Here is a 15,910-nt window from a genome sequence, read left to right on the forward strand (position 1 = left end):
TGAAGAATTAAAGTTCCTCACTCCCAACTTTTAAGTTATTCAAGGCGTAAGCATCTGGAGCGCGACCTAGTGCAAAGCGTAGCGAGTTGGATAGGTTTTTGCTCGACTGGGTGAGGAAGATCACAAGTGCAACAGAAGTCATCACAGCACCGTAGCCAAACATATCGCGGTAGCCTACAAGTTCTGCGATGATACCCAGAAGAGGAGCGGCGATCGCAATCCCCAGGTCAAGTCCAGCTATGCATATAGCAAAAATTTGCCCCCGTTCTTGCGGCAATGAGCGGTCTGCCATCATCGTGATCATCATCGAGATTAGTGTACCACCACCAGCACCTTCAGCGATCGCAGCCAGTAAGAAAATGATCGCGCTGTCAGCCTGCCACAGCAGTATTAAGGCTAAAACGTAGCAAAAAATACCGAAGGTGATAAACAAACCACGACCAAAGCGATCACTTGCCTTACCAGCAAACACCCTGATACTAAAACTAGAAATTGCCGCAACTGTAAAAAACAGTCCGCCATTGAAGTCCACGTGAGTGGATTTGAGGAACAACGACACAAAGGTTTGTACAGCACCGAGAGACAAACCAATTAGCAACATAACTATAGTTGGAACTCTCACCCGGGGACTAGCCAAAATTTGCCAAAAGTTGCGCTTGTTTACCTCAGTTTGCTCCTGTGTCTGCACTGGTGAATTAGTGACTTGTACAATTCCCAGAAGGGCAACAAAACCTAATTCAGCGGATAACAGAAATAAAACCCCGTAACCACTTGTAGCTTCTAAATACGCTCCCAAGGCAGGGCCAATTGCTAAACCAAGGGGAGTTGCCAGGGTCATGTAACCAATGATTTCACCACGAGTTTCAGTGGGAGCTAAATCCGCTATTAACGCACTGTAGCCAGTGGCAAAAGCAGCAACGCTAATACCGTGAAAAATCCGCACCAAGATTAATAGCCCAATTGATTGGGTTGCCAAATAACCAAAGGGTGCGATCGCAGCTACTATCGTACCAATCAACAAGACAATTTTTCGACCATCTTCATCGGCTAACCGTCCCAGCATCGGGCGAGATAGCAATAACCCAATGGCGAAACTGCCCATCACAATCCCAATTTCTTGTTTGCTTGCGCCCACATCATTGATGTAAAGCGGTAGAGTTGGTATAAGCGAAGATATGCTCGACCAGAATAATAAACCTGCTGTAAATAAAATCAGCAGGTTGCGCCGTAGTTCGGCGTCAAAGGTATTAAATGCTTTCAAGGTAGATGCAATTTAATGAGTTTTTATCAAGAGTTAAGAGTTATTACTGCTATCCTGCTGGAATACCTAATTTTTTAACGAACCGCCTTCTCTACGAGAGGCTTTGCCAACGCGCAGCGTCTCGTTAGAGCTGACTTTTCACGAGTATCTGGAAAACCTCACTTCTATTTCTCTCTCTTAAAAGGAGAGAGACTTTGAATTTTCCCCTTCCTGTGTCGGCAAGGGGGTTAGGGGGTTAGGTTTTTCGTGGGCTTTTCCACATGACCTCAATTGTCAGCTCGTTAGAGAAGGACGCCAAGGAAGAGAGAGAAGAATAAATAGCTAGTTTTATGACGGGAAGGGAGTAATCCTTTACTAAGACAAATGACTAATGACGAATCATTACTATTGTTACCTTAGTCAATATTTTTTGCTACTACCTCTCGCACACGATAGATAGGCCTTCCTTGGGATTCATGGTAGGTACGCATGAGCAATTCTGCCAAAAGACCGAAGCAAAACAACTGCACTCCAGTTACTAACAGGAGAACTGCCAAAATCAGCAAAGGGCGATTGCCAATGTCCTCATGGAAAGCAAATTTGACGAACGTCAAGTGAATTCCGATCCCTGTCCCCGAAACCATTGAAATCAAGCCTAACAGCCCAAAAACGTGCATCGGGCGGGTGAGGAATCTTTTCATAAACAGAATGGTTAACAAATCCATCAACACTCGGAATGTCCGCCAAATTCCATATTTACTCTGACCAAAGCGACGGGCGTGATGACGCACTGGTATTTCAGTAATTCTAGCTCCTTCAATGTACGCCAGGGCAGGTAAAAATCGGTGTAGTTCCCCGTAGAGATTCATATCTGCTAACAGTTCTGCCCGATAGGCTTTCAGTGAACAGCCATAGTCATGAATATTCACGCTGGTAGTGCGACGAATTAGCCAATTGGCAATTTTGGAAGGAAGTAACCGATTTACAGCACCATCTTGGCGTTTTTGTCGCCAACCACTCACCAAATCGTAACCTTCGTCCAGCTTTGCTAATAACATCGGGATATCAGCTGGGTCATTCTGGAGGTCAGCATCTAAAGTGACGATCGCTTTACCTACAGCATAATAAAACCCAGCAGCCATAGCCGCAGTTTGTCCATAGTTGCGACGCAAAATCACCGCCTTTAAATCAGTGCGGATTTGCGCCTGTTGTTTGAGAAACTCCCCGGAACCATCTGTAGAGCCATCATCCACACAAATTATTTCATAATTTATCTGACTAGAGGATAAAGTAGATGCGATCGCTTCTAGTAAAAGCGGCAAACTTTCCACTTCGTCATGTATCGGCACCACCACCGAAACATCTGGGACAATTGCTGAAATCACCCCATTTTCCTGACTCAACCCTTGATCAACCAACCCACTCCTCATATACTTGTGCGTCCTGTGCGTCTCTGTGGTTCGTAACTCTTGATAACTCTACCAGCACCTCGCAGCTGCTGATAGTACGACTGACTAACCATATCTCCCTGTTCCGAGAGAACATCAATCCCAATCCCATCCCGTCCCTGCTCTTTCCCAGAACTATGGATGTAATAACCATCCGCTAAATAAAGTCCGACATGGGTTGCTTTTTGGCTAGTTCCAAAAAATACTAGATCCCCGGCTGCTAATTCTGCAATAGTAATTGGTTGAGTGAATCCTTCCTGTTGATAAGCATCTCTGGGTAGCCAAATGCTCACCGAAGCAAACGCCGCCTGCATCAACCCAGAACAGTCATAATTTGGTGCTACCGTACCACCCCAAAGGTAATAATTGGATTGTTGCATCGCTTTTTGGGTAAAGGCGATCACCTTTGCTAGGAGTTTTTTAATTTCAGATTCAGAAAATGTTGCAGCCTGATAAGGTACAGTAGCAGATTGTAATGAATCAAAATCTGAAAGAGATACCCATCCCGGATAATCATCTTCACACAAATACAGCTCAACCGCTGAATTTTGATGATTTGATGTTACCCATAAATGTCGCCCAGATGCGGCTTGAGTTGCCAAGCGTGTACATTCAGGAGAATCATATAAGTTCAGATTAGCTAGACACTGATACTCCCCTGATTTTGGATTTTGGATTTTGGATTTTAGATTAAAGGACATTACTCGAGAATGATTTTTTTTAATAAAGACGAACAACTCGAAAATCTTGGTAATGGCATTTTAGATGCAACTTGGGCAGCATTTGGGACTTTAGCCCGTAATCAAATTGCGTTAACTTGGGTTGTTTACGATCCACCAGTGCCAGTAAATACTGGTGGTGCGCTAACTCCCAACGCTTTTTGGGATCATTCAGTCCGTGGTTTTACTTATCGGGGTGTTGAGCGGATTTATCCCGCCAGTGTAGTCAAGCTATTTTATCTGGTGGCGGTAAACGAATGGTTAGAAAAAGGCATGAGTCAAACCTCCAAGGAGTTGGAGCGAGCCTTGCAGGATATGATTGTAGATTCTGGTAATGATGCTACCAGCTTGATTGTGGATATTCTGAGTGGTACCACCTCAGGGCCACATTTACCAACTGGACCCTTTGAAACCTGGAAATATCAGCGTAATATTGTTAACCGCTATTACCAATCCTTGGGTTGGGAAGAAATGGAGACGATTAACGTCTGTCAAAAAACTTGGAGTGATGGCGCTTATGGACGAGAACGGGCGTTTGTGGGAGAGTTACTGGAAAATCGCAATATGTTGACAACAAATGCGATCGCCAGGTTACTGCATAGTATCGTAGGCGGGGTGGCAGTTTCAAGTGGGCGATCGCAAGCAATGATGGCTTTGCTCAAACGGAATCTCAACGATTTGCCCACTGACAGAGACGAAGATCAGGTAACAGGTTTTTTAGGCGGTGGACTCCCTAAAAATGCTCAAATTTGGTCAAAAGCAGGTTGGACAAGTCAAGTTCACCATGATGCCGCGTATATTGAGTTACCAGAACAGCGCCCTTACCTCTTAGTGGTATTTACTGAAGGGAAAGCGCAGGCAAAGAGTCGGGATATTTTGCCCTTTGTTTCTAAGCTAGTTGCCGAAGCGATCGCTAGTCTATAGCAATCCTAAATCATTCACGAACAACAAGATCCCCGACTTCTAAAGAAGTCGGGGATCTGAGGCTGACGATTTTCACAAATCAGATAGGATTGCTATATTTCAACTTAAATTCGTCAAACTTCAATACTTCCGAATCGGGCTTGCGAGTATCAAAACGATAACTACTAATCGTACCCATCCCCGTATCAAAGATACTGAAAACCGTAATATCATTACTCGTAATATAAGGCATCGGCTTCCCATCTTCGCCCAGCAAGGGAGCAATTGTTGGCACTATCGGCTCTAAACCATTGGGATCACCAACCTTAACATAATCCTCATGATATCCAATTGGTACTTCTCGCTTTCTGTCACCCCAAGCAGCACCGTAAGTATTGCCCACATTAGATGTTTCCAGAAAGTGCATTCCACTGGAACTAACAAAGCGGTTCCACAAATGGGAATGCCCATAGAATACCAATTGCACATTAGCCGTTTCTAGTAAAGGCACAACATCGCGGATAATATAATCTGCATCTTTCGGGTACTCGTAACGCACTGCTTTGATATTATTACCATCCCGTTCAATTATTTGAACTGGATCTGTATAAGCAGGAACTATATTATCACCCAGAGTGTGGGGCGGGTGATGGAACATCACAACTTTGTATTTTGCTTGTTTAAACTCAGGGCTGTCGAGTTCTGCCTCTAGCCAATTGTACTGCTTGCTGCCTTTAGCAATTGGCTCATAAATCAGCTGTCCATAACCCCAATTTTCAGGATTATTTAAATCCTTTTCTGCTTCCTGATATCTACCCTTACGCTTTCCATCTAAGCTGGGAGTCCGCCACATATTCGTAGCGTACAGTACCACCAAACGCACATCACCAAAACTGACTGCATAATACCTTTTTCCACCCTCTTTACTTTTTGGTAAAGAGAAAATCTCTTCGTAGGTATTAGTATTAAAAGAATTATCTATTAAAGATTTGTCCCGGTAAATTTTTTGAGCAACGACACGGGGAATTGTATCATCAAATTCACCATCTAAACTTCCTATCCTGGCAAATCGCCCCATCACCTCATGATTACCAACGCAAGTAAACATCGGTGCATGTTGAATTATTTGTCCACCAGTATAGGTTGTCTTAACACCGTTATGCGTCATGTCATATTTAGCACGACCTTGTAAACCGGGAAACAATGCACCACCACTATTATTATCAAACCATTCTGAGGCGCGATCGCTAACGTTGACCAAATCACCGGCAAACCATACCCCATACACTCGTCCAATTGTTTCTACCACCTTTTGCAGATTTGCTGATGTCATCGGCTTTAACTGATGGTCAGAGGTCAGCAGAATTTTTAATGGTGTATCCGGTTTTGGAGTAGCTGCAAGGCTAAAAACATCACTACTAACACTCTCGCCATCTTCTCGTCCACTCGTAACACGATAGTTTAGCCGCACACCAGGAGTTAATCCAGTCACCTCAGCTTCATGTCGCCAAATGTCGCGCTGGACTGGCTTTTGATAAACTTGGTTATTTTTGGTTTGGTTTGCAACTCTTGACTCTTGGTCTTCACGCGTGCGACTAAGTTTGGTAGTATTTGCCTTAGCAGTTTGTTTAAGATTTTCCCCGTAGGTTACTGTGTGATTAACACCAGCAAACTCAGTAAACCAAACTACTCGCACTGAGGTTTCAGTTGGCAGTTGCAAAAATGGGTCGGTGAGTAGTTGGGGTGCTGATGTCATAATTGTTTGCCCAAATAAATGCACACTTACCATAAAGCATATAACAACCGCAAGCATAGCCACTGAGAAGATTTTACGGCGGCTTTTGCGTCTGAGCATGAGTAATATACCAAATTTTTTAGAGTATTCACTGACTGAACGCAATCTTATTATTAGCCTTTTTTGCGGACAGGGTTTAAAACTTATCCTCCATAGAGTTTTTCGTTTGTTTGCAATACACTTTGACCTCTCTCCTAAAAGGCTACGGTGTACACACAAGTATGACCAGCATAGGTTTCAACTCTTCTAGTTGTTTCGTAGGGTGCGTTATGGAGACGCCGAAATAACAAATGCGCCCGCCGAAATAACAAATGAGTTCGCCGAAATAACAAATGAGTCCGCCGAAATAACAAATGAGTCCGCCGAAATAACAAATGAGTCCGCCGAAATAACAAATGAGTTCGCCGAAATAACAAATGAGTTCGTCGAAATAACAAATGAGTTCGTCGAAATAACAAATGAGTTGGCTAGGAAGAACCGCAGGCATCGCCATGATTGCAACAATTTAGCTTTGTCACGCCAGCGTAACGCACCCTTCTCTTATTGGAGACGCTACGCGTAGCTTGCTTCCCCGTAGGGGTACAGGTGACGCTCCTGCGTCGAAGAGGCTGCGCTAACAGCAGTCGCCTGCTCCGGGAAACCCTAGCAAGAGCGCTGCTTCACCGCAAATCTTTGGTGGATGAAGTTTTTCCGACTTGTGTGTACACCGTAGCCTAAAAGGAGAGAGGCTTTGAATTTACTCCCCTTCTTTACAAGGGAAGGGGCTGGGGGTTAGGTCTGTATTGGACTCAACCCAGAAGCGCTATAGTTTCAGTATTACGCTTCATCTGTAAACTTCTCCACCTTTTATAAAGTTTTATACTCCATTTTACCTAATCCAGTGTAATTACTGGACAAAATATCATCCCGGTAAATTAAATTTATATAATTTGTAGCTTTGTTGAAACATACTACTTCTATAAATATCTCATTACAGATTAATTGGTTTGAATTTAGAGGTATACAACAATTTCAACGCAACAGATTTTTATCTGATTAGCAGCAATTTTTTAGATTTTAAAAACTTTGAAAATACTGCGAGGTGTAAGCTTCGTGGTCAGAGTTTACTGTGCGGTTTTTGCTAAAAATACACATCTGCCACAAGCTTGATATTTATGTCCGTATTAGAACTGCAAGAGTCTATCTTAAATTCACTTCAAAACCTGAAAAGTCTTGATACGCTCAAAAAATTGTTTTGGAATCAGTTGAACTACGAACGAGTTAATAAAGAACTTTCTCGGCGAAAATTGACTGATGCAGTTCCTAATGAACTTACAGATGATCCCTTATTATTAGCATCCGGTGGTACTAATAATGCTTTTCACGTTATTTATGCACGTTTGAGTTCAGAAGAGTTGTCAAGACAAGGTGAACGAAGAGTTGTCGATTATCTTTTGAAAGAACATCCCTATGCACTATTTGTATTTTCTAATAAATTGCGATCGCAGTGGCATTTTATTAATGTCAAATATGACAATACTCTGCAAAAACGAAAGCTATTCCGGCGCATTACCGTTGGAGAAGGGGAACAATTACGCACAGCCACAGAAAGAATCAGTTTGTTAGATTTGTAAAAACATTCTAATGCTTCAGTCTTAGATATTCAGACACTTCATGATGAAGCATTTGATGTTGAAAAAGTTACCCAGGAATTCTTTAAAGAATATCGTAAAACTTTTGAGAAAGTTGAAGGACTAATTGACTGGAACACAGACAAGGAACGTAAACGGTTATTCACCCAAAAATTATTTAACCGTCTAATGTTTATTGCATTTATCCAGAAAAAAGGTTGGCTAAAATTCCAAGGAAGCATAGATTATCTATCAGCTTTGTGGGAAGCTTATCTAAAAGATGATAATACATCAAATAAAAACTTTTATAAAGATAGACTTTCTCACTTTTTCTTTTTAGGACTGAATAACCCCCAGGAATATGATATAGCAAGTATTAATAATGGTGGTTTACTTAAAGACCTGATTGGTCATGTACCCTACCTGAACGGTGGTTTATTTGAGCAAGATGAAGATGACATCAACGATGAAATTATAGTTTCAGATGATTGTATAAACAGTATCATTCATGACTTCTTTCAACGTTTTGCTTTCACCGTCACCGAGAGTACGCCGCTAGATGTAGAAGTAGCAGTAGATCCAGAAATGCTAGGAAAGGTGTTCGAGGAACTCGTAACAGGAAGGCATGAATCTGGTAGTTATTATACTCCGAAACCGATAGTTTCGTTTATGTGTCGTGAGGCACTAAAGGGATATTTAAAAACACAGGTATTAGGAGAAGCAACCAATAGTATATCAGAATTTCTTGATGAACATCATCCAGATAATATTAAGAATCCAGAAGCAATTCTAGAAGCATTGCGCCGCGTCAAGTGTTGCGATTTAGCTGCTGGAAGTGGTGCTTATATACTGGGAATGCTTCATGAATTATTAGATTTGCGCCAATGTTTATTTGCTAACAAAGGTCTAGATTCCAATACTGTATATCAGCGGAAGCTAGATATTATTGAAAATAATCTTTACAGTGTAGATATTGACATTTTTGCAGTCAATATTGCCAGATTACGGTTATGGTTATCCCTGGCTGTAGAATATGAGGGTGATAATCCGCCGCCACTACCAAACCTAAAATATAAAATTGAAGTTGGAGATAGTTTGATTGCTCCAAGTCCTGCAACCACAGGAGTGATTAGACATGAGTTTATCAGCCAATTTCGTGAGAAAAAAGCTGAATATATGCGGACTCATGAAGGGGGTAAGAAGCAAAAGTTAGAGCAGGAAATTAATGAATTAAAAACTCAAATTACGCTGATACATTATGGAAATCCAAAAGTACCTGAAGGTTTTGATTGGGCAGTAGAGTTTGCAGAAGTATTTGCAGATGGTGGGTTTGACCTTGTGATAGCAAATCCACCATATGGTGCAAGTGTAGATGATAATATGCGTAATCTCTATTTTGATCGTAGAAGTGAGGGCGCACAATCAAAAGATACTTACGGTCTGTTTATGGCTCGTGGTCTACAATTGCTAAAACATAGTGGTCAATTATGCTATATTATTTCAGACACTTGGCGAACGATCAAGAGTCACAAACCATTGAGAAAACGCCTACTAGAAAATACGACATGATAAAGGCGGTGAAAGTGATACTGACGAAGGTTGGTTGCCTAACTATTATGTGCCTACACAATATTTTATTGATTGGTCACAAAGTGCTGTTCAACGTCTTAAAACAGCCACTATTGCTGATGTGAAGGAACATAAAGGGCAGAGTAGCAAGATTAACTCAGGAGACAGCAGAAAACGTGCTGCTGTTATTCGTAACCCTCATTACTACTTCCAGCAAGGCTTAACTTTCTCACCTACAGGTATTTATAGCCCAACATTTCGCCTTGGTTGCGGCGCTATATTTGGAAACAAGGGTTCGACGATCTTTTTTAGAGGAATAGACCCAAAAGTTATGCTCGGTATTTTAACAAGTACTCTAAGTCGATATTTGCTCAAGTCTTATGCCTCTCATACAGTTGAAACTGGAGAGGAAGTATTGACACGATTAATATTACCTAAATTAGATACAAGTTCTACAAAGAGAATAAAAGGTTTAGTTAACCAGATTATTCAAAAACAAGCTGATAATCCATGCTACCCATATTGTCTTTACGAACAAAAGGAGATTGACGCGATGATCTACCAACTTTATGGACTAAGCGATGAGGATATTCGTGAAGTTGAATTATGGTATTGTCGCTGATATAAAAAATTAGCTGAAGCACAGGGCTTACTTGCTGAAGCCTGCGAAAAATATGCTGACTACTTATCACTTTGCAACCAAGGGTTAGAACATCAATTAAGCATAGTGTCACATAGCCAAGCAACAGAAGCTGATGAGCAAGTCACTACAATATTATATAGTTTATAGGAGAATATAGAAGAGAATAAATCTTGCTTTCAGTATGAATACTTCCTCAAAAAAAACTATTTAAAAATATGTTTTAGATTCCTAAGATTAAATTATAGAAATCTATCCTCAAGAAACTTAAAGGAATTGTTTACTGTAAATGTTGGAAAAAAATAATAGTATAGAATTAAACTCAATAGGGTTAACCCTAACAATGACAGATATTTACAAAGATGTCCTAACTGTATAAGGTTAAAAAAATTATGCAAGCAGCTTTACATATCACAACTAAAGTTTTACCAGAAAACAAAATAGAAATAGAACTTCAAGAAGCCGAGATTGGTGACACCGTTGATGTATTTGTGATTTTGCCAGAAAAGTCTGCATCAAAACGGGGTTCCGTCTTAAAGTTAATAGAACAAGCCCGCAGTAAACACGCTTTCAGAACCACCGAGCATATAAATAGACAACTGCAACAGGAACGTGATTCATGGGACAGTTAATACTAAATAATTCATAGTTCATAATTCATAATTCATAATTTAAGAGTGTGAGGGTGAGTAATAATAATTTTGTATCAATTGATGAGAGAACGAAAAAATTTGCAATCAGGATTATTAAAGCTTGTTCCTTTCTCGACGAGAAACCTGGGGTTTGTCGAACTTTAGGTAAACAATTGTTAAGAAGTGGGACTTCGGTAGGTGCTAATGTTCGAGAAGCTCAAAGTGCTGAATCTAATGCTGATTTTATTCATAAGTTACAGATTAGCTTAAAAGAGTGTAGAGAAACTCAATATTGGCTAGAAATATTAATGGAATCAGAAATGGTACATCCAACAAAATTTAACCCCTTACTACAAGAAGCTAATGAAATTGGCAAAATACTAGTCGTTTCCATCAATAAGCTAAAGCAAAAACCCAAATCATAAATTATGAATTATGAATTATGAATTATGAATTATGCATGATATTATAGATAACCGCAATCAAAAATTAGTAGACCAAATCAACTGCGTTCTCGACTCATCAGCAGCAGCCCATTTTGCAGTAGGTTACTTTTTCCTTTCTGGCTTCACCGCCATTGCAGAACGTCTCACGAATATTAAAGAACTACGCTTACTAATTGGTAACACCAGCAACCGCGAAACTGTCGAACAAATCGCCCAAGGATATCGACGACTAGAATTAATTGCAGATAAAGTTGAAGCTCAAAAATATCCGAAACGTAGTGAAGAAAAACGGATGGCTAACGATACAGCAGCCAATATCCGTTCTAGTATAGAGTTAATGGATCAGACAGATGAAGCTGAAACACTAGTAAAAAATCTAGTGCAGATGATTGAAGAAAAACGGCTTCATGTCAAAGTTTACACCAAGGGAACTTTACACGCCAAAGCCTATATTTTTGACTATGGTATTATCTATGATCACAAAGGTAGAGCCTTAGAACGGACAGAAAAAGGTATTGCTATTGTTGGCTCATCTAATCTTACCCTTTCCGGTATCACTCATAATACTGAACTCAATGTCATAATTCACGGAAACGATAATCATACAGAATTAACCAATTGGTTTGAGGAACTGTGGAAGGAGGCGGAAGATTTTAATGAAGCCTTGATGCGTGAAATGAAACAATCTTGGGCGGCTTCTCCAGTCCGTCCCTATGATGTTTACATGAAAACTCTCTATAGTTTAGTCAAAGATAGATTGGAAGATCCCACCCCAAAAGACCTGATTTTAGAAGACGAAATTACTAAACAATTAGCAGATTTTCAAAAAGTTGCTGTTAATCATGCTGTGCAAAATATTCGAGATTATGGTGGCGCTTTTGTCAGTGATGTAGTCGGACTAGGTAAAAGCTTTATTGGTGCTGCAATTATCAAATATTTTGAACAAACAGAACGCGCCCGTCCCTTAATTATTTGTCCTGCACCACTGCTAGAAATGTGGGAACGTTACAACGAAGTATACCAGCTAAATGCTCGTATTCTATCAATGGGAATGCTGAAAGAAGACGATGAAAACAGTTTCAAACTTTTATTAGATGATTTTAAATATAAAGATAGAGATTTCGTATTAATTGACGAAAGCCATAATCTCCGAAATCACACTACTCAAAGATATAAAGTAGTAGAAACATTTTTAGCCACAGGTAAACGTTCTTGCCTATTGACAGCAACTCCCCGCAACAAAAGCGCTTGGGATATCTACTACCAACTAAAACTGTTTCATCAAGATGACAAAACAGATTTACCGATAGACCCTCCCGACTTAAAGCAATACTTCCAGTTAGTGGAAAAGGGCGAAAAGAAATTACCAGAGTTACTATCTCATATCCTCATTCGTCGCACCCGCAACCATATCTTACGTTTTTACGGCTTTGATGCACAAACACATCAAACAGTAGACCCCGCTAACTTCCGAGAATATCTTGACGGAACCCGACGCGCTTACGTAATTGTCGGTGGGAAACATCGATTTTTCCCTAAACCAGAACTAGAAACCATTGAATACAGCATTGAAAACACTTACCAAGGGCTTTACCAAGAATTACGTCAATATTTAGGCATATCTCGCAAGCGTCAACTAGCTAAACCACTACTCAATGAACTCAGCTATGCTCGTTATGGGTTATGGAATTATGTTTTAAAAGACAAACAAAAACAAGAGCCTTATAATACTTTACAACGCGCTGGCGCTAATTTGCGAGGACTAATGCGGGTGCTATTATTTAAGCGCTTTGAGTCGAGTGTTTATGCTTTTCAAGAAACTATTCAAAAATTATTGATAGTCCATGAAAGGTTTTTGAATGGACTATCTCAAGGATTTATTCCCGCAGGAGACGAAGCACAAATCTTGCTATCAGCAGATTATAACCAAGCTGAAGAACAAGATTTGATGGATGTATTACGTCAAGTGTCTGGTAAATATGACTTAGCAGATTTTAATGGACATAAATTACAACAGCATATCAAACAAGATATTAACTTACTCAAAAAAATTCAGGCGTTAGTTGAACCAATTACACCTGATAAAGATGCCAAATTACAGACTCTGATATATTGGTTAAATAAACCTATACTCAAAGATAAAAAACGGCTAATTTTTACTCAATACGCTGATACTGCTAAATATCTGTACGATAATTTAAACCCACAAGGTAAGCAAAATGATATTGATGTTATTTATAGCGGAAGTAATAAGAATAAAACTCGTGTAGTTGGCAGATTTGCACCTAAAGCAAATAAAGAATATAAATTTAAGCCTGGTGAGTCTGAAATTAATACGCTCATTGCTACCGATGTATTAGCAGAAGGTTTAAACCTCCAAGATGGCGACCTTATAATAAATTATGATTTGCATTGGAACCCAGTAAAACTAATTCAACGTTTTGGTCGTATTGACAGAATTGGTAGCGATAAAGATGTAATTTATGGGTACAACTTTTTACCCGAATTAGGTATTGAACGTAATATAGGCTTAAAGCAAAAGCTAAAAAATAGAATTCAAGAAATTCATGACTCTATTGGTGAAGATGCTGCAATTCTTGACCGAACTGAACAACTAAATGAAGAAGCAATGTATGCTATTTATGAAAAACAGGGGAAACAGTTGAGTATTTTTGATATGGGCGTGCGATTCGTTGGTTAGCGAATCACGGTAATCAGTCCGTAAATAACTAACCCAGCCCGACAGCAGATTACTGTCATTAAAGGCTGAACTCTCGGTCAGATGTAGGTGAAAGCCCTACCAATCAGACTCAGATTTGACTCCTTACCTGCCCACACCGAACAAGCTCGGTTCTTGTAGAGTGAAGCTGGGAGCAGGGTGCAATCAGACAGCCGTTGCGGGTTGACACTGGCGCTAACAGGGAGTTCCCATGATGAAACAGAGCCTAGAAAAGCAACTTATCAAAAGGCAGGGCGCAACGTAAACCCCTGACCTCGCTGGAGATCATTCCCGCCGAACAAGTCCATAGTAACGGCAAAGAGTCCAGGGAATCCAGCAGTTGAACTGGCTACATCTAACGGAACAATCAATCTTACCGAGGGAACGAATAAAAACAAGTCAAAGGTCTTGGGGAAGTCGAACCCCAGGTAGGTAAGACGGGATACGGAATTCCTTTGATTTGGGTAGGACGCAACGTAATTGTTGCGAGGTGTTCAGAATACACTAACCAGAGAAGAGAAAATGATTAGACACAGTGTAAAAACTAGTGAATCTTGGAGAGCTTTACCGTGGAAGAAATTCCGCCGAAATCTTTTCCGCCTTCACTCATCGCGTGTATAAAGCTGTTCAAGTTGGAGACAAGCGGAAAGCTCGGTTACTCCAAAAGCTTATTTTAAAATCAACCTCGGCTCGATTTCTTGCAATCAGACAAGTATCTCAGCTAAACGCTGGTAAAAAGACGGCTGGTATTGATGGCAAAAAATCCCTCTGATTTGAAGAACGCTTCAACCTTGAAGAACTACTGAAAATGAATAGTGGAAATTGGAAGCATCAAGGACTACGGGAAATCCCCATCCCCAAGAAGGACGGGACTACCAGAATGCTTAAGATACCTACCATCGCGGATAGAGCTTGGCAATGCCTAGCAAAATATGCACTAGAATCAGCACACGAAGCCACTTTCCACGCCAGGAGTTATGGGTTTAGAACTGGGCGCTCTGCCCATGATGCACAACAGTACATTTCTGCAAACCTCAAGTCCAGTGCCATCGGAATAGAAAAACGAGTAATTGAACTCGATATCGAAAAGTGCTTCGACCGGATTAACCACTCAGCAATAATGGACGAACTCATTGCCCCCAAAGGCTTAAAACTCGGAATATTCCGATGCCTCAAGGCTGGAGTCAACCCAGAATTTCCCGAACAGGGTACACCGCAAGGTGGAGTGGTTAGCCCATTGCTAGCCAACATCGCACTGAATGGGATTGAGAGTATACACAGATACCACATTAACTACAAACGTGGCGACAGAATAACAGATAAAACACCAGATAAACGCATTATCGAACCATCAGTAAGATATGCGGATGACATGGTTATTATACTCCGACCCGAAGATAATGCGATAGAGATACTTGAAAGAATCAGCGAGTTCCTCCGCCAACGCGGAATGCAAGTAAGCCAAAAGAAAACCAAAGTTACCGCCGCGACAGATGGGTTTGATTTCCTCGGCTGGCACTTTAAAGTCCAGAAAAACGGAAAGCTCAGAAGAACACCCTCAGTGGATAACTTCAAAGCATTCCTAAGACAAGTAAAACACATCGTCAACAACTCGAATTATGGTTCTAAGGTAAAAGCTGAAAAGCTTTCCCCAATAGTTAGAGGCTGGAGGAATTACCATAAATTCTGTAAGATGAGTGGGGCAAGGTTCTCACTTTGGTTTTTAAACCACAGAACCTACACGGTATTCAACAGGGAATCAAAACAGACACGCCACTCTAGCGAAAAGCTAGTTAAAAAGGCATTTCCAAAGGTTCCTAACTCCGAAGGTAAACATGTCATGGTCAAAGGGAATAAATCACCCTTTGATGGAAACCTCGCCTACTGGAGCGAACGCAATAGTAAGCTCTACGACGGTGAAACCTCTAAAGCTCTTAAAAAGCAAAACTATAAATGTGCTTCCTGCGGTCTGAAATTTTTTGATGAAGAACGGGTTCATCTACATCACATAAATAAAAATCACGCCAACTGGAATAAAAATAATCTTGAAGCAATTCACGAGAGTTGCCACGATTACCAGCACATGAGCAAAAGCGCAAGCTAAGAACATCGGAAGCTGGGTGCGGTGAAAGCCGCACGCCCAGATTTAACTGAGAGGTGCGGGGAATAATATCCCCCATCGACTCAAC

General features: G+C 40.7%; 12 protein-coding genes and 1 pseudogene. 9 read left to right on the forward strand and 4 right to left on the reverse strand.

Annotated elements, in window-relative coordinates; all coding sequences use genetic code 11:
* Positions 1-7: 7 nt before the first annotated feature.
* The 3 genes from V7K49_RS29895 to V7K49_RS29905 all read right to left on the reverse strand — a co-directional run bounded on the left by V7K49_RS29895 (position 8) and on the right by V7K49_RS29905 (position 3,389).
* Positions 8-1,261 (reverse strand): MFS transporter, encoded by a 1,254-nt coding sequence (locus V7K49_RS29895; protein ID WP_335208863.1) that lies wholly within the window; start codon positions 1,259-1,261, stop codon positions 8-10.
* Positions 1,262-1,656: 395 nt separating this feature from the next.
* Positions 1,657-2,670, reverse strand: coding sequence for a glycosyltransferase family 2 protein (locus V7K49_RS29900; protein WP_335208864.1), 1,014 nt, complete (start codon positions 2,668-2,670; stop codon positions 1,657-1,659).
* A complete protein-coding gene (locus V7K49_RS29905) occupies positions 2,667-3,389 on the reverse strand; it encodes a C40 family peptidase (protein WP_334866767.1) in 723 nt (240 codons plus the stop codon). The genes V7K49_RS29900 and V7K49_RS29905 overlap by 4 nt, the downstream gene beginning before the upstream one ends.
* Positions 3,390-3,398: 9 nt before the next feature.
* Between V7K49_RS29905 and V7K49_RS29910 the strand changes: the two genes are divergently transcribed.
* Positions 3,399-4,331, forward strand: a complete 933-nt coding sequence (locus tag V7K49_RS29910; RefSeq protein WP_334866769.1) for a serine hydrolase — start codon at positions 3,399-3,401, stop codon at positions 4,329-4,331.
* Between the two features lie 79 nt (positions 4,332-4,410).
* Here V7K49_RS29910 and V7K49_RS29915 read toward each other — a convergent pair whose 3' ends face one another.
* Positions 4,411-6,066: a metallophosphoesterase gene (locus V7K49_RS29915; RefSeq protein WP_335208865.1), complete on the reverse strand. Its 1,656-nt coding sequence runs from the start codon at positions 6,064-6,066 to the stop codon at positions 4,411-4,413.
* 624 nt (positions 6,067-6,690) lie between these two features.
* On the opposite strand from V7K49_RS29915, the gene V7K49_RS29920 reads away from it, so the two are divergent.
* From V7K49_RS29920 to V7K49_RS29955, 8 genes and pseudogenes are all read left to right on the forward strand, one after another.
* The gene (locus V7K49_RS29920) at positions 6,691-6,822 is read left to right on the forward strand and encodes a hypothetical protein (protein WP_335065454.1); all 132 of its coding nucleotides are present in this window, start codon (positions 6,691-6,693) and stop codon (positions 6,820-6,822) included.
* 437 nt (positions 6,823-7,259) lie between these two features.
* Positions 7,260-7,718: a hypothetical protein gene (locus V7K49_RS29925; RefSeq protein ID WP_335208867.1), complete on the forward strand. Its 459-nt coding sequence runs from the start codon at positions 7,260-7,262 to the stop codon at positions 7,716-7,718.
* 186 nt (positions 7,719-7,904) lie between these two features.
* Positions 7,905-9,284, forward strand: coding sequence for an Eco57I restriction-modification methylase domain-containing protein (locus V7K49_RS29930; RefSeq protein ID WP_335208869.1), 1,380 nt, complete (start codon positions 7,905-7,907; stop codon positions 9,282-9,284).
* Between the two features lie 34 nt (positions 9,285-9,318).
* Positions 9,319-9,906, forward strand: coding sequence for a hypothetical protein (locus V7K49_RS29935; RefSeq protein ID WP_335208870.1), 588 nt, complete (start codon positions 9,319-9,321; stop codon positions 9,904-9,906).
* A gap of 410 nt (positions 9,907-10,316) precedes the next feature.
* Entirely contained in the window at positions 10,317-10,556 is a 240-nt protein-coding gene (locus tag V7K49_RS29940; RefSeq protein WP_335208871.1) for a hypothetical protein, read from the forward strand.
* 53 nt (positions 10,557-10,609) lie between these two features.
* Positions 10,610-10,981 (forward strand): four helix bundle protein, encoded by a 372-nt coding sequence (locus tag V7K49_RS29945; RefSeq protein WP_335208872.1) that lies wholly within the window; start codon positions 10,610-10,612, stop codon positions 10,979-10,981.
* A 31-nt stretch (positions 10,982-11,012) separates the two neighbouring features.
* Positions 11,013-13,703 carry a helicase-related protein gene (locus V7K49_RS29950; RefSeq protein ID WP_335208874.1) on the forward strand — a complete coding sequence of 897 codons (2,691 nt, stop codon included), beginning with the start codon at positions 11,013-11,015 and terminating at the stop codon, positions 13,701-13,703.
* A 540-nt stretch (positions 13,704-14,243) separates the two neighbouring features.
* Positions 14,244-15,825: pseudogene (locus V7K49_RS29955) on the forward strand (group II intron reverse transcriptase/maturase).
* Positions 15,826-15,910: the final 85 nt, after the last annotated feature.

It is taken from the genome of Nostoc sp. (genome assembly GCF_036919675.1).
Lineage (GTDB): Bacteria > Cyanobacteriota > Cyanobacteriia > Cyanobacteriales > Nostocaceae > Nostoc.